General features: G+C 67.6%; 22 protein-coding genes. 13 read left to right on the top strand and 9 right to left on the bottom strand.

From position 1 onward, the window contains the following. The first annotated feature begins 45 nt into the window (after positions 1-45). Complete coding sequence (locus FHS79_RS02030) at positions 46-399, top strand: ribose-phosphate pyrophosphokinase (RefSeq protein WP_184194577.1); 354 nt, start codon at positions 46-48, stop codon at positions 397-399. A gap of 11 nt (positions 400-410) precedes the next feature. Here FHS79_RS02030 and FHS79_RS02025 read toward each other — a convergent pair whose 3' ends face one another. Beyond that, positions 411-1,385 (bottom strand): D-alanyl-D-alanine carboxypeptidase family protein, encoded by a 975-nt coding sequence (locus FHS79_RS02025; protein ID WP_243452574.1) that lies wholly within the window; start codon positions 1,383-1,385, stop codon positions 411-413. Positions 1,386-1,540: 155 nt separating this feature from the next. On the opposite strand from FHS79_RS02025, the gene FHS79_RS02020 reads away from it, so the two are divergent. Both FHS79_RS02020 and FHS79_RS02015 read left to right on the top strand, forming a co-directional pair. Further along, entirely contained in the window at positions 1,541-2,656 is a 1,116-nt protein-coding gene (locus FHS79_RS02020; protein ID WP_243452573.1) for a M42 family metallopeptidase, read from the top strand. 45 nt (positions 2,657-2,701) lie between these two features. Then, entirely contained in the window at positions 2,702-4,291 is a 1,590-nt protein-coding gene (locus FHS79_RS02015) for a peptide chain release factor 3 (RefSeq protein WP_184194573.1), read from the top strand. Positions 4,292-4,337: 46 nt separating this feature from the next. Here the strand turns inward: FHS79_RS02015 and FHS79_RS02010 are convergent, their stop codons facing one another. After that, positions 4,338-5,012, bottom strand: a complete 675-nt coding sequence (locus FHS79_RS02010) for an NUDIX hydrolase (RefSeq protein WP_243453448.1) — start codon at positions 5,010-5,012, stop codon at positions 4,338-4,340. A gap of 2 nt (positions 5,013-5,014) precedes the next feature. Further along, entirely contained in the window at positions 5,015-6,118 is a 1,104-nt protein-coding gene (locus FHS79_RS02005; protein WP_184194571.1) for an NADH:flavin oxidoreductase, read from the bottom strand. Between the two features lie 74 nt (positions 6,119-6,192). On the opposite strand from FHS79_RS02005, the gene FHS79_RS02000 reads away from it, so the two are divergent. Beyond that, positions 6,193-6,585, top strand: a complete 393-nt coding sequence (locus FHS79_RS02000) for a low affinity iron permease family protein (RefSeq protein WP_184194569.1) — start codon at positions 6,193-6,195, stop codon at positions 6,583-6,585. 202 nt (positions 6,586-6,787) lie between these two features. Next, positions 6,788-8,161 carry an MATE family efflux transporter gene (locus FHS79_RS01995; RefSeq protein WP_184194567.1) on the top strand — a complete coding sequence of 458 codons (1,374 nt, stop codon included), beginning with the start codon at positions 6,788-6,790 and terminating at the stop codon, positions 8,159-8,161. On the opposite strand, the gene FHS79_RS01990 is transcribed toward FHS79_RS01995, so the two are convergent. From FHS79_RS01990 to FHS79_RS01975, 4 genes are read right to left on the bottom strand one after another with little or no spacing between them, the layout of a single operon-like run. After that, positions 8,151-9,368: an ABC transporter permease gene (locus tag FHS79_RS01990; RefSeq protein ID WP_184194565.1), complete on the bottom strand. Its 1,218-nt coding sequence runs from the start codon at positions 9,366-9,368 to the stop codon at positions 8,151-8,153. The two genes, FHS79_RS01995 and FHS79_RS01990, sit on opposite strands and share 11 nt — an antisense overlap. After that, positions 9,365-10,096, bottom strand: coding sequence for an ABC transporter ATP-binding protein (locus FHS79_RS01985; protein ID WP_279380405.1), 732 nt, complete (start codon positions 10,094-10,096; stop codon positions 9,365-9,367). Before FHS79_RS01985 ends, FHS79_RS01990 begins: the two co-directional genes overlap by 4 nt. Further along, positions 10,093-11,277, bottom strand: a complete 1,185-nt coding sequence (locus FHS79_RS01980; RefSeq protein WP_184194563.1) for an efflux RND transporter periplasmic adaptor subunit — start codon at positions 11,275-11,277, stop codon at positions 10,093-10,095. The genes FHS79_RS01985 and FHS79_RS01980 overlap by 4 nt, the downstream gene beginning before the upstream one ends. Then, positions 11,274-12,677: a TolC family protein gene (locus FHS79_RS01975; protein WP_184194561.1), complete on the bottom strand. Its 1,404-nt coding sequence runs from the start codon at positions 12,675-12,677 to the stop codon at positions 11,274-11,276. The genes FHS79_RS01980 and FHS79_RS01975 overlap by 4 nt, the downstream gene beginning before the upstream one ends. 99 nt (positions 12,678-12,776) lie before the next feature. Here FHS79_RS01975 and zwf point away from each other — a divergent pair, with 99 nt between their 5' ends. Genes zwf through FHS79_RS01935 form a run of 8 tightly spaced genes read left to right on the top strand, consistent with a single transcriptional unit; the run spans position 12,777 to position 19,526 of the window. Further along, positions 12,777-14,213, top strand: a complete 1,437-nt coding sequence (gene zwf / locus FHS79_RS01970; protein ID WP_184194559.1) for a glucose-6-phosphate dehydrogenase — start codon at positions 12,777-12,779, stop codon at positions 14,211-14,213. Beyond that, a complete protein-coding gene (locus FHS79_RS01965; RefSeq protein ID WP_184194557.1) occupies positions 14,206-15,153 on the top strand; it encodes a glucokinase in 948 nt (315 codons plus the stop codon). The genes zwf and FHS79_RS01965 overlap by 8 nt, the downstream gene beginning before the upstream one ends. Next, positions 15,150-15,569, top strand: coding sequence for an ABA4-like family protein (locus FHS79_RS01960; RefSeq protein ID WP_184194554.1), 420 nt, complete (start codon positions 15,150-15,152; stop codon positions 15,567-15,569). Before FHS79_RS01965 ends, FHS79_RS01960 begins: the two co-directional genes overlap by 4 nt. A gap of 1 nt (position 15,570) precedes the next feature. Beyond that, positions 15,571-15,804 carry a DUF1289 domain-containing protein gene (locus FHS79_RS01955; RefSeq protein ID WP_308430113.1) on the top strand — a complete coding sequence of 78 codons (234 nt, stop codon included), beginning with the start codon at positions 15,571-15,573 and terminating at the stop codon, positions 15,802-15,804. Further along, positions 15,789-16,247 (top strand): glycosyltransferase family protein, encoded by a 459-nt coding sequence (locus FHS79_RS01950; protein ID WP_207792179.1) that lies wholly within the window; start codon positions 15,789-15,791, stop codon positions 16,245-16,247. The genes FHS79_RS01955 and FHS79_RS01950 overlap by 16 nt, the downstream gene beginning before the upstream one ends. A 5-nt stretch (positions 16,248-16,252) precedes the next feature. Then, on the top strand, positions 16,253-16,762 hold the full coding sequence (locus FHS79_RS01945) for a glycosyltransferase (RefSeq protein WP_188945646.1): 510 nt from the start codon (positions 16,253-16,255) through the stop codon (positions 16,760-16,762). Further along, entirely contained in the window at positions 16,759-17,562 is an 804-nt protein-coding gene (locus FHS79_RS01940) for an acyl-CoA thioesterase (protein WP_184194546.1), read from the top strand. The genes FHS79_RS01945 and FHS79_RS01940 overlap by 4 nt, the downstream gene beginning before the upstream one ends. A 53-nt stretch (positions 17,563-17,615) precedes the next feature. Further along, positions 17,616-19,526 carry an alkyl/aryl-sulfatase gene (locus FHS79_RS01935; RefSeq protein WP_184194543.1) on the top strand — a complete coding sequence of 637 codons (1,911 nt, stop codon included), beginning with the start codon at positions 17,616-17,618 and terminating at the stop codon, positions 19,524-19,526. Positions 19,527-19,533: 7 nt separating this feature from the next. Here the strand turns inward: FHS79_RS01935 and radC are convergent, their stop codons facing one another. Both radC and map read right to left on the bottom strand, forming a co-directional pair. Further along, entirely contained in the window at positions 19,534-20,205 is a 672-nt protein-coding gene (gene radC / locus FHS79_RS01930) for a RadC family protein (protein ID WP_184194540.1), read from the bottom strand. Position 20,206: 1 nt separating this feature from the next. Continuing rightward, positions 20,207-21,004 (bottom strand): type I methionyl aminopeptidase, encoded by a 798-nt coding sequence (gene map / locus FHS79_RS01925; protein ID WP_184194538.1) that lies wholly within the window; start codon positions 21,002-21,004, stop codon positions 20,207-20,209. Positions 21,005-21,020 lie beyond the last annotated feature (16 nt).

The raw sequence follows: 21,020 nt of genomic DNA, 5'->3' as shown, positions 1-21,020 counted from the left end.
GCCCGCTTTGCGTCAAGTCGGCAGCCGGCTATTGTTGCGTCCGGCATGAACGATGCGCTGTTCGATATCGATGCAATCGAAGCTCTGCTTCGGGACGCAGCCCTGCGCAATGCGCCACTCACCTATGCGGAAGCCCTGGCTGCCCTTGGCCACCCCTTCAGCCGACCGCACATGCGAGCCTTGTGCAAGGCGATCGATCACGTCGATGCGCGCGCCGCTGCCGCCGGCGAACCGGAACTGGCCGTGCTGGTGGTCCGCGCCAGTGATGGCCTGCCGGGCCAGGGCTGGTGGGTGGGCCGCCCCGATTGGCACGGCAAGTGGGAAGGGCCGGAAGCGATGCGCCATGTACGAGCGCTGCAGGCCGCGGCCCATGCCTATTGGCGCCGCCACCGTCTCTGAGCAGCGTCCGTTCAGCGCGCCAGGCGCGTCGGTGTCCCGGTGTTCAGCACGAGCCCGTCACTCGCCGGCGCCTCCCCGGCAAGCCGTTCCATCACGGCGTCCGACAGATCATCGGGCTCGGCGAAATTGGCCGCCACCGTCGTCGCCTCCCCGCGCGAGCGGCGCGTGAGAACCTGAAAGCCGGTCTCGAGCAATTCGGACACATTGCCGTCGCGCATCATCCGGTTCGGGCCGCCGAGCACCACCGCGATCAGCCGCACGCCATCATGCGCAGCCGAGGCCGCCAGCGTGAAGCCGGCCGCATTGGTGAAACCGGTCTTGATGCCGTCCACGCCCGGCACGGTCTTGAGCAGATGATTGTGGCTGGCAATCATCTGGCCTTCATACTGATGCTCGACCTTGCTGAAGACGAAATAGCGATCCGGGAAATCGCGCACCAGCGCGCGGGACAGCATGGCGATGTCGCGCGCCGTGGTGAAATGCTGGGCATTGGGCAGCCCGTGCGGATTGCGGAACTGGCTGTTCATCATGCCCAGCCGCCGCGCGGTCGCAGTCATCCGCGCGGCAAAGGCACCTTCCGAGCCGGCGATATGCTCGGCCAATGCCACCGAAATGTCATTCGCCGACCGTGTCGCCATCACGCCGATGGCATCGTTGACGCTGATCGTCTGTCCCGGCTTCAGCCCGAGCTTGGTAGGCGGCTGGCCTGCCGCATATTTGGAGATGGTGATCCGGTCGCTGTCCTTCAGCCGTCCTGCCTTCATCTCCTCGAAGGCGACATAGATGCTCATCACCTTGGTGATCGATGCCGGAAAACGCTGCTCATCGGCCTTGCGCGCATAAAGCACTTCGCCGGTATCCGAGTTGAGCAGGATGGCGGCGTATTTGGGCACTTCATAAAGGCTGCCCGCAGTCGCGGGTGCGGCGAGCGGCAGGGCCAGCGCCAGTGCAACGGAAACTCCGATCAGCCGTCCAAAACGCTGCATAAGCTCGTCCTTGCTGTCCCCGAATGCCTTGAAACTATAACATTTCGGCCGCGCTGCGAACCCCTCACCGCACCACCGGACGCATTGTCATTGCGACCGGCCGGGTTAAGCTCCGGCAACAACGGGGGACAATCATGCGATTCCATGGATTTATCTTGGGCCTGGCGCTCCTCGCCGCACCCGCAACGGCGCAGGACCGCACCGCCAGGCTGCTTGGCGAACTCGCCGATGCGCATGGCCCGTCGGGGTTCGAGGAGCCGGTGCGCAAGATCGTCGTGCGCGAGCTGGCGCCGCTCACCGACAGCATCCGCTACGATGGTGTCGGCTCGGTGATCGCCCAATCGGGGACGACCGGACCGAAGATCATGTTCGATGCCCATATGGACGAGGTGGGCGGCATGGTGCGCCGCATCGCCCCGGGCGGGCTGCTGACGATGCAGCTGCTCGGCGGCTTTCTCGATCAGGTGCTCATCGACAAGCGCTGGACCATCCTCGGCTCGAAGGGGCCGGTCACCGCCGTCACCGGCATCCGCAGCGTCCACACCGTCGCCGCCGAGGAACGCTCGCGGCTTATCCCGCGCGACATGATCTTCCTCGATGTCGGCGCGCGCACCGCTGCCGAGGTCGAGGCGCTCGGCATTTCCCCGGGCGATCCGATCGTCCCCTGGTCGCCGTTCGAGATCATGTCGGGCGGCGTGCGCTATGTCGGCAAGGCGTGGGACGACCGGGTCGGGCTGGCCGTCGTCATCGAGGCGATGCGCCGGTTGAAGGAAACCGGCCATCCCAACCAGATCTTCGTCGCCGCCACCGTGCAGGAGGAGATCGGCCTGCGCGGTGCCCGCACCGCCGCCGACATCATCAAGCCCGATGTCGGCATCGCCATCGAGGCCGGGGTGACCGGGGACATGCCGGGAAGCCCCGCCGAAGCCAGCCAGGCCAGGCTCGGCGGCGGCCCCGGCATCTTCCTGTTCGACAGCAGCACCATCCCCAACCGCAAGTTCGTGGCTCTTGTGAAGGCCGTGGCGGCCGCCGAGCGCATCCCGCTGCAGCTCGATCTGGTGCAAGGCTATGGCGATGACAGCGGCGCCATCCAGGCCACCGACGGCGGGGTGCCGACGGTCAACCTCGTCGTCCCCGGCCGCTCGCTGCATGCCCACAACGGCATCATCGATCGCGGTGATTTCGACAGGATGGTCGAGCTGGTGGTGGCGCTCATCCGCCGCCTCGATGCCAAGACCGTCGCCGAGCTCAAGGATTTCACCCCCCGATGATGTGCTGAAGTTGCGTTGGAGGGGTTCGCCTGCCATTGGCGCAGCATGACCACCCCCGCCACTGCGCTGGACAGCGCTCTCACGCGCCGCACCTTCGCCATCATCTCGCACCCCGACGCCGGCAAGACGACGCTCACCGAAAAGCTGCTGCTGTTCGGGGGTGCCATCCATCTGGCAGGCGAAGTGCGCGCTCGAGGGGCAAACCGCCGCGCCCGGTCGGACTGGATGAAGATCGAGCAGCAGCGCGGCATCTCGGTCACCAGCTCGGTGATGACCTTCGCGCGCGGCGGCACCGTCTACAACCTGCTCGACACGCCGGGGCACGAGGATTTTTCCGAAGACACCTACCGCACGCTGACCGCCGTCGATTCGGCGGTGATGGTGATCGACGCCGCCCGCGGCATCGAGGCGCAAACGCGAAAGCTGTTCGAAGTCTGCCGCCTGCGCGACGTGCCGATCCTCACCTTCATCAACAAGGTCGATCGCGAGGGCCGCGACCCGTTCGACCTGCTCGACGAGATCGCCGACATGCTGGCGCTCGATGTGGCGCCGCTCAACTGGCCGGCGGGCATGGGCGGCGAGTTCAAGGGCCTTTACGACCTGCGCTCGCATCGCTTCCTGCCCCCCGATGGCACCGCCACCGGGGCCGCAGGCGAAATGGTGCAGACCAGCGGCCTCGACGATCCGCAGATCGACAACCTGTGCGGCCCCATTGCCTCACGGCTGCGCGAACAGGCCGAGCTCGCGCTCGGCGGCTATGCCACGCTCGATGGCGATCTCTACCGCGCCGGCGCGCTCACACCGGTGCTGTTCGGCTCGGCGCTCAAGGATTTCGGCGTCGAAGCGCTCATCGACGCCCTCGCCGAATTCGCACCGCCGCCTCGCCCGCAGCCGGCTCTGCCCGCCGCCGTCAAGCCGACCGACAGCCAGGTATCGGGCTTCGTCTTCAAGGTGCAGGCCAACATGAACCCGCAGCACCGCGACCGCATTGCCTTCATGCGCGTTGCCTCGGGCCGCTTCCGCCGCGGAATGAAGCTGCGCCAGGTCGGCACCGGCAAGACCATCGCCATCAACTCCCCCATCCTGTTCTTCGCCGCCGACCGCGAGATCGCCGACGAGGCGTTTCCCGGGGACATCATCGGCATTCCCAACCATGGCGTGCTGCGCGTGGGCGATTCGCTGGTGGAGAAGGACGATATCACCTTCACCGGCATCCCCAATTTCGCCCCCGAGATCCTGCGCCGCGTGGCGCTCAAGGACCCGACCAAGTCCAAGCAGCTTCGCACCGCACTCACCGACATGGCCGAGGAAGGCGTCACCCAGCTGTTCAAGCCCGCCATCGGCAGCCAGTGGATCGTCGGCGTCGTCGGCCAGCTGCAGCTCGAAGTGCTCATCTCGCGGCTCGAGGCGGAATATCGCGTCGCCGCCGGCTTCGAGCCCAGCCCGTTCGAAACCGCGCGCTGGGTCAGCGGCGAGCCCGCCGAGCTCAAGCGCTTCATCGAGGAGCACCGCGCCGCCATGGCCGAGGACCGCGACGGCAGCCCGGTGTTCATGGCGCGCGATGCCTGGGAGCTGAATTACGTCTCCCAGCGCGAAACCGCGATCCGCTTTTCGGCGACGCGCGAAAGGGCTTGAAGCGCCTCCGCCGGCTGGGGCCCCAGACCCCAGCCGCCGAAAACCCCTAAACCTCCAGCAACTGATGCCGCCCGCCTCGAAAACGATGAAAAGGGATCGGCCGGTCATCGGCACTCGCATCGCGCGCCAGGGCCTCGGCGAGCAACGCGCGGGTGATCTGCGGCAGGTCGAGCTTCTCCGCTGATGCCGCGTCGAACCAGGCGACTTCATCAAGTTCGCCCGAGCCCGCACCCGGATCGAGCGACGCCAGATGTCGTGCATCGACGGTGAAGAAGCGCGCATCGAAGCGGCGGGTGCGCGCCGGCGGGGTGATGGCGCGGCCGATGAGGCGCAGCGGTTCCAGATGGGGCAGACGGCCCGAGGCCAGGAAATCACGCCATTCGGGGCTGCGCGTGGTTCCTTGCCCCGGTTGGCCGAGGATAAGCCCGGTCTCCTCGAAGGTCTCGCGGATCGCGGTCGCCAGCAGGGCGCGGGCCCGGCGGATGCAGGTGCCGCACGTGCGCGCGGTCTGCGCCCAAGTGTCGGGCGCCGGCTCGGAGGCGGCGGCCACCCGGAAATCGCTGGCATGGATGCGGCCGCCGGGAAACACCCATTTGTCGGGCATGAAGGCATGACCGCCGACGCGCCGCCCCATCAGCACCTTTGGGGTCGCACCGTCGCGCCGGATGATGATCAGCGTCGCGGCGTCGCGCGGGCGGATCTGCGGCGCGGCGGCGACCACCCTCAGGCCAGCGTTGCCAGTGCCGACCGCTCGAACCCGTTGAGCTCGGCCGCGCGGCCGTCCTGCACCTTGAGCGCCCAATCGGCATCGACGATCAGTGCCCGACCGACCGCCACCAGGTCGAACTCCTCCGCCGCAAGTCGTGCTTCCAGGGCGCTGAAGTCGGCCGGCTGCGAGGCTTCGCCGCCGAAGCCGGCAATGAATTCGCCCGACAGGCCCACGCTTCCGACGGTGATCGTCGGCGCACCCGTTACCTTGCGGGTCCAGCCGGCAAAGTTGAGGCCGTCCTCGCCGTCGAGCTCGGGGAATTCCGGCTCCCAGAAGCGGCGCTGCGAGCAGTGCAGCACATCCACGCCGGCGGCCACCATCGGCGCCAGCCAGGCTTCGAGCTCGGCCTGCGAGGTGGCAAGCCGCGCGGTGTAATCCTGCTGCTTCCACTGGCTCACGCGCAGGATGAGCGGAATCTCGTTGCTCAGCTCGGCCTTGACCGCCTTCACGATCTCGAGCGCGAAGCGGCTGCGCTGCGAGAGGGTGGGGCCACCCCATTCGTCGGTGCGCTGGTTGGTGCCGTCCCAGAAGAACTGGTCGATCAGATAGCCATGCGCGCCGTGCAGCTCGACGGCATCGAAGCCGAGCGCAAGCGCGGCGCGGGCGGCGTTGGCATAGGCGGCGATGGTCTCGTCGATGTCGGCGGTGGTCATCGTCTTGCCCCAGGGCTTGCCGGGCTTGAACTGGCCCGAAGGCGATTCGGCATGGGTCTCGTCGCGCGCCGCAGGGTTGGGGGCGCTGCCGACATGCCAGAGCTGCGGGGCAATCTTGCCGCCCGCACCATGCACCGCCGTCACCACCTCCGCCCAGCCGGCCAGCGCCTCGTCGCCGTGGAAGCGCGGGACTGCCGAATCGTTGACCGAGCCCGGCCGATCGATGCCCGTGCCTTCGGTGATGATCAGGCCGACGCCGCCCTCGGCGCGCTTTCGATAATAGTCCGCCACATTGTCCCCCGGCACGCCGCCCGGCGAAAAGCTGCGCGTCATCGGCGCCATGACGATGCGGTTGGGCAAGGTGAGATTGGGAAGGGCGAAGGGCTGGAAAAGGGGGCTGTTCATCACTGCCACTTAAGGGCGCGCGTGCTGCGGTGCAATGCGTGCTAAACTTCTGGTTCCGATAGCGGGATTTTGCGATGGACCAGTTTTTCACCCGGGTGGCGAGCCGCATTGCCGGAATGGTCGGCAGGCCGGGCACGTTCATCGTGGCCCTGCTGTTCATCTGCGGCTGGGGGATGACCGGGCCGCTGTTCGGCTTTTCCGATACCTGGCAGCTTGTGGTCAACACCAGCACGACCATCATCACCTTCCTGATCGTTTTTCTGATCCAGAACAGCCAGAATCGCGACGCCGCAGCCATGCAGGCGAAGCTCGACGAACTGATCCGGGCGGTGGCAGATGCACGCAACGAGTTCATCGGCATCGAGCATCTGACCGACCATGAGGTGGAAGCCATCCGCGCGGCGCTGGAAAAGGAAACCGGCAGCGACGTGCATGTTCCGGTCGAGCGATTGCAGCAAAGGCTGTGAAGGCGGGTTGACCTCGACTGCGATTCTGCAGCAAGAGCCGCGCATCAGGCGAACCATGACTTTCGGTCTTTCCCTCCCAGCCGCAACGGCCCCCTGCCCAGCGAAATTTCGCTGCGGCACCCGCCGCGCCACTCGCTTCTCGGCACGCTGAACCCCTGATGCCCCCGGTCGCGACCCGCGACCGACCCCGGAAAGACCTGACATGACCGCCCAAGCAGTAGCCCTGCCCGATCCCGCCCGTCCCACGCTCGGCCCGCTGCTGCGGCTCGCTGGCCCGGTGGTCGCATCACGCCTCGGCATCATGGCAATGGGTGTCGTCGATACCGTCGTCGTCGGCCGCTATTCGGCCGAGCAACTCGGCTACCATGCCATCGGCTGGGCGCCCACCGGCGTGGTGCTCACCACGGCCCTCGGCCTCCTCTACGGCATCCAGGTGATGACCAGCCAGGCGATCGGCGATGGCCGCGCGCAGGAGACCGGTGCCATCCTGCGCCGGGGCGTTGCCTATGCCTTCTGGGTGGGGCTGACGGCGGCATTGGTGCTGATGTTGCTCGGCGGACCGACGCTGCACCTGATGGGGCTCGAGCCGGCCCTCGCCAATGGCGCCACCCCGGTGCTGCAGGTGCTGGCGCTGTCGCTGGTGCCGATCCTGATGGCCGATGCCGGGCTGTTCTGGCTCGAGGCGCATGGCCGTGCGGTGCCCGGCATGGTGGCGATGTGGGGGGCGAACATCGTCAACCTCGTCCTCAACCTGTGGCTGGTGCCCGGCAATTCGGGCTTTCCCGTCGATGGTGCCGTGGCCAGCGGCTGGTCCACAGCGCTCAGCCGAGTGGCGCTGCTGCTCTTCATCTGGGGTGCCATCCTCGCCTGGGCGCCGGCGCGCCGCTATGGCGTGTTCCGCAAGGCTGCGCCCGATCCGCGCGCGGCTTCGGCCCAGCGCCGGGTCGGCTATGGCACGGCGGCAAGCTATTTCATTGAAAGTGCTGCCTTTGGTGCGATGAGCATCTTCGCCGGCTGGATCGGCACGCTCGCCGTCGCGGCCTGGGCGATCACCCTCAACGTGGCGGCGGTCATCTTCATGGTGCCGCTGGGGCTGGCGAGTGCGACTGCGGTGATGGTCGGCCGCGCGCACGGTGCCCGCAGCCCTGCGGGCGTGGTTCGTGCAGGGATGCTCGGCTTCGGCGTGACAAGCGTGGTGCTGTTCATCATCTGCATCATCGTGGGGTTTGGAAACGAGGCGATTGCCGCGGCCTACACCACCGACGCAGCGGTGCGCGGCATGGCTGCGGCGGCGCTGCTGCTCTCCTGCCTCTTCTACCTTGCTGACGGCCTGCAGAACGTCGGCGCCCAGGCGCTGCGTGCCCGCGGCGACGTCTGGGTGCCGACCGCCACGCACATGACCAGCTACCTGCTGGTGATGATGCCGCTCGGCTGGGCGCTCGCCATTCCCGCAGGTCTCGGCGTGCCCGGGCTGATATGGTCGATCATCATCGCTTCGCTAGTGGCGGCAGTGCTGCTCTGGGGCCGCTTCTGGTGGCTGGGCCGCACCAGCTCCTTGAGCCGCACTAGCTCCTGAGCGCTTCGATCGGCGAGAGCCGGGCCGCGCGCGTTGCCGGCCACCAGCCGAAGAAGATGCCGATGGTGGCCGAAACCGCAAAGGCGATACCGACCGAAGCGGGCGCGATCTCGGTCTCGAAGCCGATGAAATTGTCCGCCAGTGTCGCCAGTGAAGTGCCGAGCAGCACGCCGATGCCACAGCCGATCAAGGACAGCATCAGCGCCTCCATCAGGAACTGCAGCCGCACTGCACCCCGCGAGGCGCCGATCGCCATGCGAATGCCGATCTCGCGCGTCCGCTCGGTCACGCTCACGAGCATGATGTTCATGATGCCGATGCCACCCACCACGAGGCTGATCGAGCCGATGGCGGCGAGCAGCAGCGACACGGCGGTGGTGGCGGTGCTCAGCGTGTCGGTGATCGCGGTCAGGTTGGCGACCTGGAAATCATCCTGCTCGCCCTCGCGCAGATTGTGCAGGCGGCGGAGCAGGCGGACGATGTCGTCGGTCACCGGCTCGAGCGCTTGCGCCGACGCCACGCTCACCGAGACGGTGCGAATGGTGCCGCGAAACGCATTGGCCTGCAGCAGCCGCTGTGCCGAGGTGAGCGGCACCACGATCTGGTCATCACGGTCCTGCCCCCCAAAGCCCTGGCCACGCTTTTCGAGAACGCCAATGACGGTAAAGCTCACGCCCTTGATCCGCAGCTGCTCGCCGGTGGGGGCACGCGCGCCGAACAGCTTCTCGCCGACTGTCTGGCCGATAACGGCAACGCGCGCGCCGGCGCGCTCCTCGCGCTCGTTGAAAGCACGTCCGTCATCGACCGGCCACTCGTTCACCCGGAACCAGGAGGGCGTGGCGCCGGTGACGTTGGTCGCCCAGTTGGTCGGCCCCGCCACCACCTGTGCCGGCACCGCGGTGGAGGGAGAGGCGGCCACCACATCGGCGAGGGCGGCAATCGCTTCGGCATCCTCGATGCGCAGGCTCGCCCCGGTGCCGGCGCCGCCGAACACCCCGCCCTGGCGGCCACCACCGGCGGTGACGATGAGCAGGTTGGAGCCGAGCCCCGAGATGGAATCGGACACCTGCTTCTGCACCCCGCCGCCGATGGCGAGCATGAGGATGACTGCGGACACGCCGATGATCATGCCGAGCATCGTCAGCAGCGAGCGCAGCCGGTTGGCCACCAGCGCGCTCCACGCCTCCGCCAGCATCGGCCCGATCATGCAGGCACCTCTGCCCGCACCCCGAACAGGGCGGCATCATCGGGGGGGCCATCATGGACGATCAGCCCGTCCTGGATGCGGACCACGCGGTTGGTCGCGCGCGCCACTTCGGGATCATGCGTCACGATCACCACCGTCACTCCTCGCGCTTCGTTCAATTGGCGGAACAGCGCCAGCACCTCGACGCCGGTTTTCGTGTCGAGCGCACCCGTCGGCTCGTCGGCGAGCAGCAGGGCCGGCGCATTGGCAAGCGCGCGGGCAATGGCGACGCGCTGCTGCTGGCCGCCCGAAAGCTGGCTGGGGCGCGAGACCAGCTTGTCTCCCAGCCCGACGCTGGACAGCAGCTCGGCGGCGCGGGCCTTGCGCTCGGCGCCCGATTTGCCGGCATAGACCATCGGCAGCGCCACATTGCCGGTGGCCGAGAGCCGCGGCAGCAGGTTGAACCCCTGGAAGATGAAGCCGATTCCCGCCCCCCGCAGCTTCGCAAGGGCTGCTTCCGACAGCATGGCGGTATCCTGCCCCTCGAAGCGGTAGCTGCCGGCACTCACCGTATCGAGGCAGCCGATGATGTTCATCAGCGTGGATTTGCCCGATCCCGATGGCCCCATGATGGCGATGAACTCACCGGCGCGCACATCGAGGCTCACCCCGTGCAGCGCCCGGAAGTCCCCGGCTTCGGACCGATAATCCTTCACCACATCGGCGAGCGAGATCAGCGGCGCGGTCATTTCGGCGCGTCGGACTCCGCCGTCTCGGCGCCACCCTTGCGATCACGCGGCTGCTGCCCCGGCGGGCCGCCGAACATGCCGCCGCCGGTGAGCGGCTTGTTGAGTCCGATGATCACCCTGTCCCCGGCCTTCAGCGGCCCAGCGCTGATCTCGGTGCTGGCGGTGTCGCTCACGCCAAGCCGGATGCGGCGCGGCTCGGCAGTGCCGCCCAGGGCCACGAACACCACCGCCTCGTCATCGGCAAGATCACGCGCCGACTTGAAGCCTTCGGGGCGGAAACCCAGTGCGGCATTGGGGAGCAGCAACACACCTCGCCGTTCCGCCACCAGAAAGCGCGCATCGGCGGTCATCCCCGGCAGCAGCGCGCCATCGGGGTTGGCGGCTTCCACCACGACCGTATACGTCACCACATTCTGCTGGGTCGTGGGATTGAGGCGGATCTGGCGCACCGATCCCTCGAAGCTGCGGCTGCCATAGGCATCGACGGTGAACAGCACGCGCTGCCCCGGCTTCACCCGCGCGATATCGGCCTCCGCCACCGCTGCCTCGATCTGCATCCGCGAAAGATCTCGCGCGATCTTGAACAAGGTGGGGGTGCTGAACGCCGCCGCCACCGTCTGCCCCAGATCGATCTCGCGGCTGATCACGACGCCCGACACCGGCGCCCGGATGACCGAGAATTCGAGATTGGCACGGTCCTGCGCTACCTGCGCTGCGGCTGCACGCACCTGCGCCTCGGTCCCGCGCGCGCTGGCAAGCGTCGTCTCATACTCCTGCCGGCTGATGTAGTCCTTCGCCACCAGCTCGGCGGCGCGACGGGCATTGGCGGTCTGCAGGGCTGCCTGCGCGCGCACCTGGGCAAGGCTGGCTTCGCTGGCGGAAAGCCGGCTCGCGAAAAGGGCCGGATCGAGCCGCAGCAGCACCTGCCCCGCCACCACCCGGTCGTTGAAATCGGCGTTGAGGCTCTGCACCGTCCCCGACACCTGGGTGCCGACATTGACGACGCGGGTGGGGTTGATGACGCCATTGGCGGTGATCGCCTCGGTCAGATCTCCCCGCGCGATGCTGGCGGTGAGGAACGCCGGCGGCGGCTCGGGCGCGTTGAACGCACGCCATGCGAAGAAGCCCGCGACGAGCGCCACGGCGACCCCCGCCGCGATCAGCCAGCGCCGCCTGTTCATCGTGTTGCCCTTCTATAGCCGTCCATATCGCCCACGGCGCGTGCCAGCTCGGCCTGGGCGGTGCGGGTGTTGAACTCGGCCTGCACCAGCTGCTGCCGCGCCGAGGCCAGTGCATTCTGCGCGTTGAGCAGATCGGCATAGGTGCCGGTGCCGGCGCGGTAGCGACCCTGCGCCAGTGCCGCCGATTCGGTGGCGCTCGTCACCAGCACCCGCGCCGGCACCAGGCTGGCGAGTGCATTCTCGAAGCCGACATAGCCCTGATAGACCGCAAGCCCCGCGGTCTGCCGCACCTGTTCGAGCGAGGCGGCTTGCTGCGCCTGCTGCGCCCGCGCCTGGGCGATCTGGTAGCGCGTGTTCCAGCCGGAAAACAACGGGATGGAGAGCGTGATGCCCGCACTCGAGAGATTGCGGTCGATCGTGGTGTCGAGCGCGGACAGCGAATTCGAGGCCTGCAGCGCCACCGAGGGCCGGCCCAGCGAGCGCGCCACCGCCACATTGGCTTCGGCCGCTTCCAGCTGCAGCCGTGCGGCGCGCAGGTCGGGCCGCAGACGTTCGGCCTCGGCAATCAGCGCCTCCGCATCGCCGCGCAGCGCGCCCGCTTCGGCAAGCGGTGGCAGGTCGGCGAGCGCCAGCACGGTCGCCGGCGGCAGCCCCATCGCCACCGCCAGCCGGGCGGCGGCACTCGCCACATTACCGCGCGTCTGGGTGAGGGTCAGCTCGGCCTGCGCCGCTTGCGTCTCCCCCTGCAGCCGATCGGCCGAAGTGGCGACACCCGCGTCCCTGCGCGCCGCTGCCAGGTCACGCGACTGGCGGGCGAATTCGAGGTTGGCGATATTGGCCTGCTCGATCGCGCGATTGGCAACGAGCAGGTTCCAGGCGCTCACCACCTCCAGCACGACCGCCAGCGTGGCGTCATCGAACTGCGCACGAAGGGCGGCGGCATTGGCATCGGCAGCCGCAATCCGCCCGGCGCGGCCGCCACCATCGAGGATCAGCCAGCTCAGCCCGAGCCGTGCCGAAGTCGTGGTGTTGGTGATCGTCGACGCACCGCCGCCGATGAACTGCCCGCCGGAATCGACAAAGCCGGTGCCGGCAAAACTCTGCGAGCGGTTGAGCGTGGGGCCGATGCCGGCATCGACCTGCGGCAGCAGCGCGCCCCGCGCCGCACCCGCCTGGGCTGCACCCGCCTGTGCCGCCGCCCAGGCGACCGCGGTTCGCGGGTTGCGGCACAGCGCGATGTTCACTGCCGCATCGAGGGTGAGCTGCATGGCCTCCGGTGCGCAACGCCCCGCCGCGAACGGCTGGGCAGGGGGGATGAGGCCGCGAGGATCATCCCGGCCCTGCACTTGTGCGAGGGCCGGCTGGGCAAACACCAGCGCCAGCAGGAAAGGTCGGATCATTGCCGCATCGCTTACGCCGGGTCCGCGCCACTGGCGAGCGGCGAATTGTCCGTCGCGGTGCGGCTGAGGTTTGGACCGCGCGCCATTTGCGGCTAATCGATGGGCATGAGCGCATGCACCCACCTCCTCCTGTTTGGCGCCACTGGCGATCTGGCGCGGCGCATGTTGCTGCCGTCGCTGTTCGCGCTCGATACAGAGGGCCTGCTGCCGCAATGCCTGCGCATCATCGCCACTGCGCGCTCGGCGCATGATGATGCCAGTTTCCAGGCGCTTGCCGCCGATACCCTTCCCGAAGCCGCCGATCCGCAGGCGCGTAGCCGGTTTCTGGCGCGGCTGAGCTATGTGGCGCTCGATGCCAGCGACCAGCAAGGCTTTGCTGCCCTGGCCGAAGCGGTGCCCGATCGCGGCAACCTTGCCATCTTCCTCTCCACCGCACCCGCACTGTTCGGCGCCACCATCGCCGGGCTGGCATCCGCCGGGCTTGCCGGGCCGGGCGCGCGGCTGGCGCTGGAAAAACCGCTGGGAGACAGTCTTGCCGCCAGCCGCACCATCAACGATGCCGTGGCCGCCGCCTACCCGGAGGACCGCACCTTCCGCATCGACCATTATCTCGGCAAGGAGACGGTGCAGAACCTGATGGGCTTCCGCTTCGCCAACACATTGTTCGAGCCGCTGTGGAATGCGGCACACATCGCGCATGTGCAGATCAGCATCGGCGAGACGGTGGGGCTGGAAGGCCGCGGCGACTATTACGACGGTATGGGGGCACTGCGCGACATGGTGCAGAATCATATGCTCCAGCTCGTGGCGCTGCTGGCCATGGAACCGCCCGCCCGGCTCGACCCGGCGTCGGTGCGCGACGAAAAGGTGAAGGTGCTGCGCTCGCTCCGCCCCATCGACGCCGCCAGCGTGGAGGCGTGCAGCGTGCGCGGCCAATATACCGCCGGCGCCATCGATGGCGTGGCGGTGCCGGGCTATACCGCCGACCTCGGTCGCGCGTCGGATACCGAAACCTTCGTGGCCTTGAAGGCGTATGTCGACAACTGGCGCTGGAAGGGCGTGCCCTTCTACCTGCGCACCGGCAAGCGGGCACCCGAACGGCTTTCGGAGATCATCGTGCAGTTTCGTGCGGTGCCGCATTCGATCTTCGGCGCTGCCCCGCTTGCGGCAAACAAGCTGGTCATCACCCTGCAGCCCGATGAGAACATCCGGCTCTCGATGATGGCCAAGGCGCCGGGGCTCGACCAGGATGGGCTGAAGCTTCGGGAGCTGCCGCTCGACATCGGCCTGCCCAACGCCTTTGCCGAGAGCCGGCGGCGGATTGCCTATGAGCGGCTGCTGCTCGACCTGATCGAGGGACGGCAGACGTTGTTCGTGCGTCGTGACGAGGTGGAAGCACAGTGGCAGTGGATCGACGCGATCCGCGCCGGCTGGGCCGCGCGCGGCATGGCAGCGCGGCCGCACAGTGCTGGCACTTGGGGCCCCTCGGCCGCGATCGCGTTGACCGAGCGGGATGATGTGACCTGGCATGACTGACGCCGTTCCCCTGCTTGTGGCCGATATCGGCGGCACCCATGCGCGCTTTGCCATCGCCACCCCCCAGCCCGAGGGGTTGCCGGCGCTGGCACATATCACCACCATCCCCACCGCCGACCATCCGAGCCTTGCCGGCGCCTATGCCGCCTTTGCGGCGGGCGTGCCGGCACCACTGCCGCGGAACGCCGTGCTCGCCGTCGCCTGCCCGGCGGAGGGCGAGGTGCTGCAATTCACCAACAACCCCTGGAGCATCCACCCGGCGGCCCTTGCTGCCGAACTTGGGCTCGACTCGGTGCGGCTGATCAATGATTTCGAAGCGGTGGCGCATGCAGTCGCCCATGCCGGGCCCGGCGATCTGGCGCCGATCTGTGGCCCCCGCAGCGGCCTTCCGACGCGCGGTGTGACAAGCATCATCGGCCCCGGCACCGGGCTCGGCGTGGCGATGCTGGTCCGCGAAGGCGGCCTGCACGCGGTGGTGCCGACCGAAGCCGGGCATATCGGCTTTGCCGCGGTCGATGGCATCGAGGATCTGCTGCTCACTGCGGTGCGGCGCGGGCTGCACGGCCGGGTGTCGGCGGAACGACTCGTCTCCGGGCCAGGGCTCGCCGCGATCCATCTTGCCATGGGCGGCGCGCCGGCCGAAAACCAGAAGGCGCTCTGGGCCGAGGTGCTGGCGCAGGAAAGCAGCGAGGCGCGCGGCACGCTCGAACGCTTTCTCGCGATGCTCGGCGGCTTCGCCGGGGACATCGCGCTGGCACAGGGTGCCCGCGCCGTGGTCATCGCTGGCGGGCTGGGCGCGCGGATCGGCGAGCGGCTGGCACATCCGGCCTTTGTCGAGCGCTTCCGCGACAAGGGCCGCTTCCGCGAGCACATGCACGGCATCAGCGTGCTGCGGCTGCTCCTCGATGAGCCCGGCCTGCTCGGCGCGGCCGTCGCGTGAGCAACGCCCGGCTTTTCGACATCGCCAATGCCGTGGCGCTCGCGGGCTGGCTGTGCTTGCTCATCGCGCCGCGCTGGCGACGGACCGCCGTGCTCGTCGCCCGCCTTGTCGCTGCAATGCTGTGTGGAGGCTATGTGGCGATGCTCGGCTTCGGGCTTGCAGGAGAAGGACCGCCCGAGGGGGCGGGCTTCACCTCGCTGCAGGGCGTGCGACTGCTGCTCTCCAGCGAAGCCGCACTGCTCGCCGGCTGGGTGCATTATCTGGCGTTCGACCTCTGGGCGGGAAGCTGGGAAGTGGAGGACGCAGGTGCCGGCCGGGTGCCGCATCTGCTCGTCATCCCCTGCCTGCTGCTCACCTTCGTCGCCGGGCCGGCGGGGCTGCTGCTGTATTTGGTTATCTACGCAGCCCGCAGGTGACATGCTTTCGCAGTTGCGGCATAGCGCTGGCATGACTGCGCCCGCACCCCCTGTGCCATCGCCGTGCACCAATGTCTGCCGTATCGACAAAGCGACCGGCTGGTGCGAGGGCTGCCGCCGCACCGTGCATGAGATCACGCATTGGCCCTTGGCTTCGGAGGCGGAAAAGCGCGCCCTGCTGGCTGAATTGCCGCGTCGCGTGGCAAAGCCCGCGCGGAAATGGCTGCCATGGTAGGCAAGCGAATTTTGGCGATTGCGTCGGGTGGCGGGCATTTTGTGCAGCTGCTGCGCCTCCGCCCCGGCTTTGCCGGTCACAGCGTACATTTTGCCAGCGTGCACCCGGATATGGCTTCGGAGGTGATTGGCCAGCCCTACTACAGCTTCCGCGATGTTTCACGCGCCGATTGGTGGCGAGTGCCGCTTACGCTGTTCGACCTGATCATCATTTTGATGCGCGTGCGGCCACAAGTGATCGTGACCACCGGGGCGCTGCCGCCACTCATTGCGCTGGCCCTTGTCAAGCCATTCGGGGTGCGCACTTTGTGGGTGGACAGTATTGCCAACTCCGAAACGTTGTCAGGGTCCGGTCGGCTGGCGCGACGCATCGCCGGCACCACCATCACCCAATGGCCGCAGCTGGCCGAGCCGGGCGTTGATCATTGGGGGAGCGTGCTGTGACCGCCATGGACACTCGCGCCGGCAATGCGCCGGATGTCTTCGTTTCGGTCGGCTCGATGATGCCGTTCGAGCGCCTAGTTCACGCCATGGATGCCTTTGCCCAAGCCCATCCCGACCTCGACGTCCTCATTCAAATCGGTCGAGGCCGCACCGAGCCTGCCCACGCCCGCTGGCTGCGGCTGATGCCGCCGGCGGCCTACAAGGCGCATGTTGTAGGCAGCAGGCTGTTTGTGGCGCATGCCGGCATGGGATCGATCATCAGCGCCATCGAGGCGGGCAAGCCGCTGCTCATGCTGCCACGCCGCCAGGCGTTAGGTGAACACAATACCGAGCACCAGATGGCGACTGCCGTCCATGTCGGCTGCCGGCCCGGCCTGTATGTGGCGCATGACGAAACCGATCTTGTGGTGCGCGCCGCAATGCTGCTTGCCGACAGCGGCACAGCGCCGGCCCCCATCTCTTACTTTGCCGCCGCGGAACTGACGGCGCGGATCAAGGCTTTCATCGACGCATGATCCCGCTTGAACCGCTTGGCCCGAACCGCTTTCGCCTCGCTGTCGATCAGCACCTGTGTGTCGGGCACCCCGACAACCAGTTTCTGTTCGGGGGTGCCGGCATGGCCGCCGGGCTGACTGCAATCGAGACGGTGACGGGCAGGCCGACAGTGTGGGCAGCGGCGCAATATCTGAGCTATGCGCGGCCAGGCACGACCCTCGATCTTGAAGTGACAGTGCCGGTGACGGGCAAATACACCAGCCAAGCGCGGGTGGTGGCGCGCGCCAGAAACAGCGATGGAGGCGATGCCGAAATCATCACCGTCAACGCCGCACTCGGCGTGCGGCCCGGCCAGCCGGAGGCGCAATGGGCGGTGATGCCGGACGTGCCGGCGCCCGAGGCGTGCCCCGCCTTCGATTATGATTGGACGCGCCGCCCCGATGATGTGAACGCCGGCTTCGACAAGCGGGTGGCCAAGGGCCGCTTCGGCAAGGCGCGGATCGATACCGAACCGAGCGAAGATGGCATTGCCCGGCTCTGGATTCGGCCGGCATCGGGCATTGTCGACCGCACGTCGCTGGCGCTGATGGCGGACTTCCTGCCCTCGGGCGTCGGTAATGCGCTGGGCACCGCGGCGGGTGGCAACAGCCTCGACAACACGATCCGCTTTGCACGGCTGGTGCCGACAACCTGGGTGCTCGCCGATATCCGCATCCATGCCACGGCACAGGGCTTCGCACATGGGAGCGCGCACCTGTTCGCCGAGGACGGAACCCTACTTGCGACGGCCAGCCAGAGCCTCATTTTGCGCATCCGCTGAGCCTCGCCCAAATGGCAAGCACATTGGTGGCATAAAGGGTTAAACTGCCGTTCATGCGCGCCATCATCCTTGCCCTGTTTATCGCCACGCCAGTGCTGGCCGCACCGCCCAACGCTGCCACCACCGCAGCCAATGCGAAGCTGGCCGCAACTCTGGATTTCACCGACACACAGGACTTCGACTTTGCCGCGCGTGGCTTCGTCGCAAGCCGAGGCGACCCGCTGGTGAAGGACGCGAACGGCGCCGTGCTTCGCGATTTTCGTGAGGATGCGCAGTTCAGTGGTCCCGCACCCGCCACCGTCAATCCCAGCCTGTGGCGCAATGCGGCGCTAGTGGCGAAGCACGGGCTTTTCAAGGTGATGGACGGGATCTGGCAGATCCGCGGCTTCGACCTTTCGGTGATGACGTTGATCGCCGGCACGACCGGCTGGATCATCGTCGATCCGCTTACTACCGAGGAAATGGCGGCAGCGGGGCTGGCGCTGGCCAACGAGAAGCTTGGGCGCCGGCCGGTCAGTGCCATTGTCTACACTCACAGCCACGCCGATCATTTCGGCGGCGCCGGCGGCGTCGCGAAGCCCGGCAGCGTGCCGATCTACGCGCCGCAAGGCTTCATGGACCATGCCGTGGCGGAGAATGTCATTGCCGGCGGCGCCATGATCCGCCGCGCCGACTACATGTTCGGCCAACTGTTGCCGCGGGGGCCGGAAGGGCAGGTGTCGTCGGGCCTCGGGGCGGTGCGCGCCGGGGGCACCATCGGATTGCTGCCACCCACCCACGAGATCACGCCCGAGACGCTGGTGCAGACGATCGACGGCATTGCCTTCGAATTCCAGCTTACGCCCGATACCGAAGCGCCGGCCGAGATGAATTTCTATCTGCCGGGGCTGCGGGCCCTGTGCATGGCCGAGAATGCCAATGGCGCCATGCACAATTTGCTCACCCCGCGTGGCGCGCTGGTGCGCGATGCCAAGGGCTGGGCGGCGCAGCTGCTGAAGAGCCGCCGGGCCTATGCCGCGAAGAGCGATGTGATGTTCGCCTCGCACTTCTGGCCGCGCTGGGGGTCGGCCGAGATCGACCGATATCTGCTCGAACACGCGCAGGCCTATGCATTCGTGCACAACGAGAGCGTGCGACTGCTCAACAGGGGCCTTGATGCCGGCGAGATTGCCGAGGCGATCGCGCTGCCGCCGCCGCTGGCGAAGCGTTGGTTCAACCGCGGCCATTACGGCAGCCTCAAGTTCAACGCCCGCGCCGTTTACCAGCGCTATCTGGGTGCGTTCAATGGCGACCCGGCCACCCTCGATCCGCTGCCGCGCGATGAGCAGGCACGGAAATGGGTGGAGGCGCTGGGTGGACCGGCGCGAACGCTCGCGCTGGCCCGCAAGGCCGCTGCCGCCGGCGAGGACCGCTGGGCCGCCACGCTGTTCGGCCAGATGGTCCGCGCCGGCGGTGACAGCGACGCGCGCGAAGGCCTTGCCGCCAGTTTCGACCAGCTCGCGATTCAGGCCGAATCGGCGGTATGGCGCAACTTCTACCTGTCCGGCGCGCAGGAGCTTCGCGGCGGCGTCAAGCCGGTGCGCGTGCCGGGCACCAATCGGCTCGGCGCGAATCTGCGCGTCGCCGACGTCCTCGATGCGATGAGCGTGCGCGTGCTGCCGGAACGCGCGCTGGGCCCGGCCTTTGCCGTCGCCATCGTTGCCCCCGACGTGGGCGAGCGCCATCTCATCAGCATCGGCAACGGCGTGATGCTGCACGAGGTGAGTGACGACCTGCCGGCTGACGCTACCCTCACCCTTCCCCGGCTGGGCCTGATCGGCCTGGTTGCCGGCCAGGTCACCCCGGCCGCGCTGATGGGCGCCGGCCAGATGCAGATCAGCGGCAACCCCGCAGTGCTGCAGCGCTTGCTGGGACTGTTCGAAACGCCAGTACCGAATTTTCCGTTGGTAACGCCGCTGCCGTAGGTTTGAACTACAGCAACCCCTGCGCGCGCATCGAAACATGGCCGCTGCGGCCGATGATGACATGATCATGGACAGCAAGGCCGAGGTGGCGGCCCGCTTCGATGATCGCGCGGGTCATGACGATATCGTCCTGGGAGGCCGTGGGGTCTCCGCTGGGGTGGTTGTGAACGAGAATGACCGCAGCGGCCTGGATTTCCAGCGCGCGCTTGACGACCTCGCGGGGATAGACCGGCGCAGCGTTGACTGTGCCTTCACCGAGCACCTCGTCGCGCATGATCTGGTTTTTGGTATCGAGATAGATCACCCGGAATTGCTCGGTGGCGCGGTGCGCCATGCCGGCGTGAAGATAATCGGTCAGCGCCGCCCAGCTCGACAGCACGGGGCGCTTTTCCAGCGCGCGGCGCTGGCTGCGCAGCATCACCGCCTCGACGAACTTGAGGGCTGCCGCTGCACTTTCCCCGAGGCCGGGGACGCGGAGCAGCTCGGTGGGGGTGGCGGCAAGGAGGCTGGCAAGGCTGCCGAACTCGTCGATCAGCGCCTTGGCGAGAGGCTTGGTGTCGCGGCGCGGCAAGGCGAGGGCGAGCAGATATTCCAGCAGCTCGTAATCGTGGAAACCATCACCGCCGCCTTCGAGCAGCCGCTGGCGCAGGCGCTCGCGATGGCCTGCTGCATCAGTCATGTCAGCCGAGAAGAGAGCGGGTGAACACTTCGCTGCCGGTTTCGGTGATGCCGATTGAATGCTCCCATTGTGCCGACAGCGAACGATCGCGGGTGACGGCAGTCCAGCCATCGTCGAGGATCTTCACATCGGCGCGTCCGGCGTTGATCATTGGCTCGATGGTGAAGAACATGCCGGGCTGGAGCACCAGACCGCGCCCCGGTTTGCCGTAATGGACGATATTGGGAGCATCGTGAAAGACCTGCCCCAGCCCGTGGCCGCAGAAATCGCGCACCACCGAGAAGCGCTGCGCCTCCGCATGCGATTGCACGGCATGGCCGATGTCGCCGAGCGTGGCACCGGGCTTGGCAACCGCAATGGCACGCTCGAGGCACTCATGGGTGATCTCGACGAGGCGGCGCGCCTTCAGCGGCACATCACCGACGAGATACATGCGGCTCGTGTCGCCGTACCAGCCATCGACGACGACGGTGACGTCGATGTTGACGATATCCCCGTCCTTGAGCTTCTTTGCTTCGGACGGGATGCCGTGGCAGACGACATGGTTGGGGCTGATGCACAGGCTGTGCGAGAAGCCGCGGTAGAAGACGGTGGCGGACGCTGCACCGGCGGCGCGGACGAATTCCCACGCCATGCGGTCGAGATCGAGCGTCACCACACCGGGCACGACGTGCGGGGTGAGCATGTCGAGCACCTGCGCGGCCAGCTTGCCGGCGCGGCGCATGCCTTCGAAGCCTGCAGGGCCGTGCAGCCGGATATGGCCTTCGCTGGTTTCGAGGAGGGTCGTGGTCTGGTCCATGACTTTACAGATAAGC

Origin of the sequence: Polymorphobacter multimanifer, assembly GCF_014205635.1 — a bacterium.
In the GTDB taxonomy this organism is placed as follows: domain Bacteria; phylum Pseudomonadota; class Alphaproteobacteria; order Sphingomonadales; family Sphingomonadaceae; genus Sandarakinorhabdus; species Sandarakinorhabdus multimanifer.
Note: the sequence above shows the minus strand (reverse complement) of the source record. Positions and strands in the feature narration are given on the sequence as shown.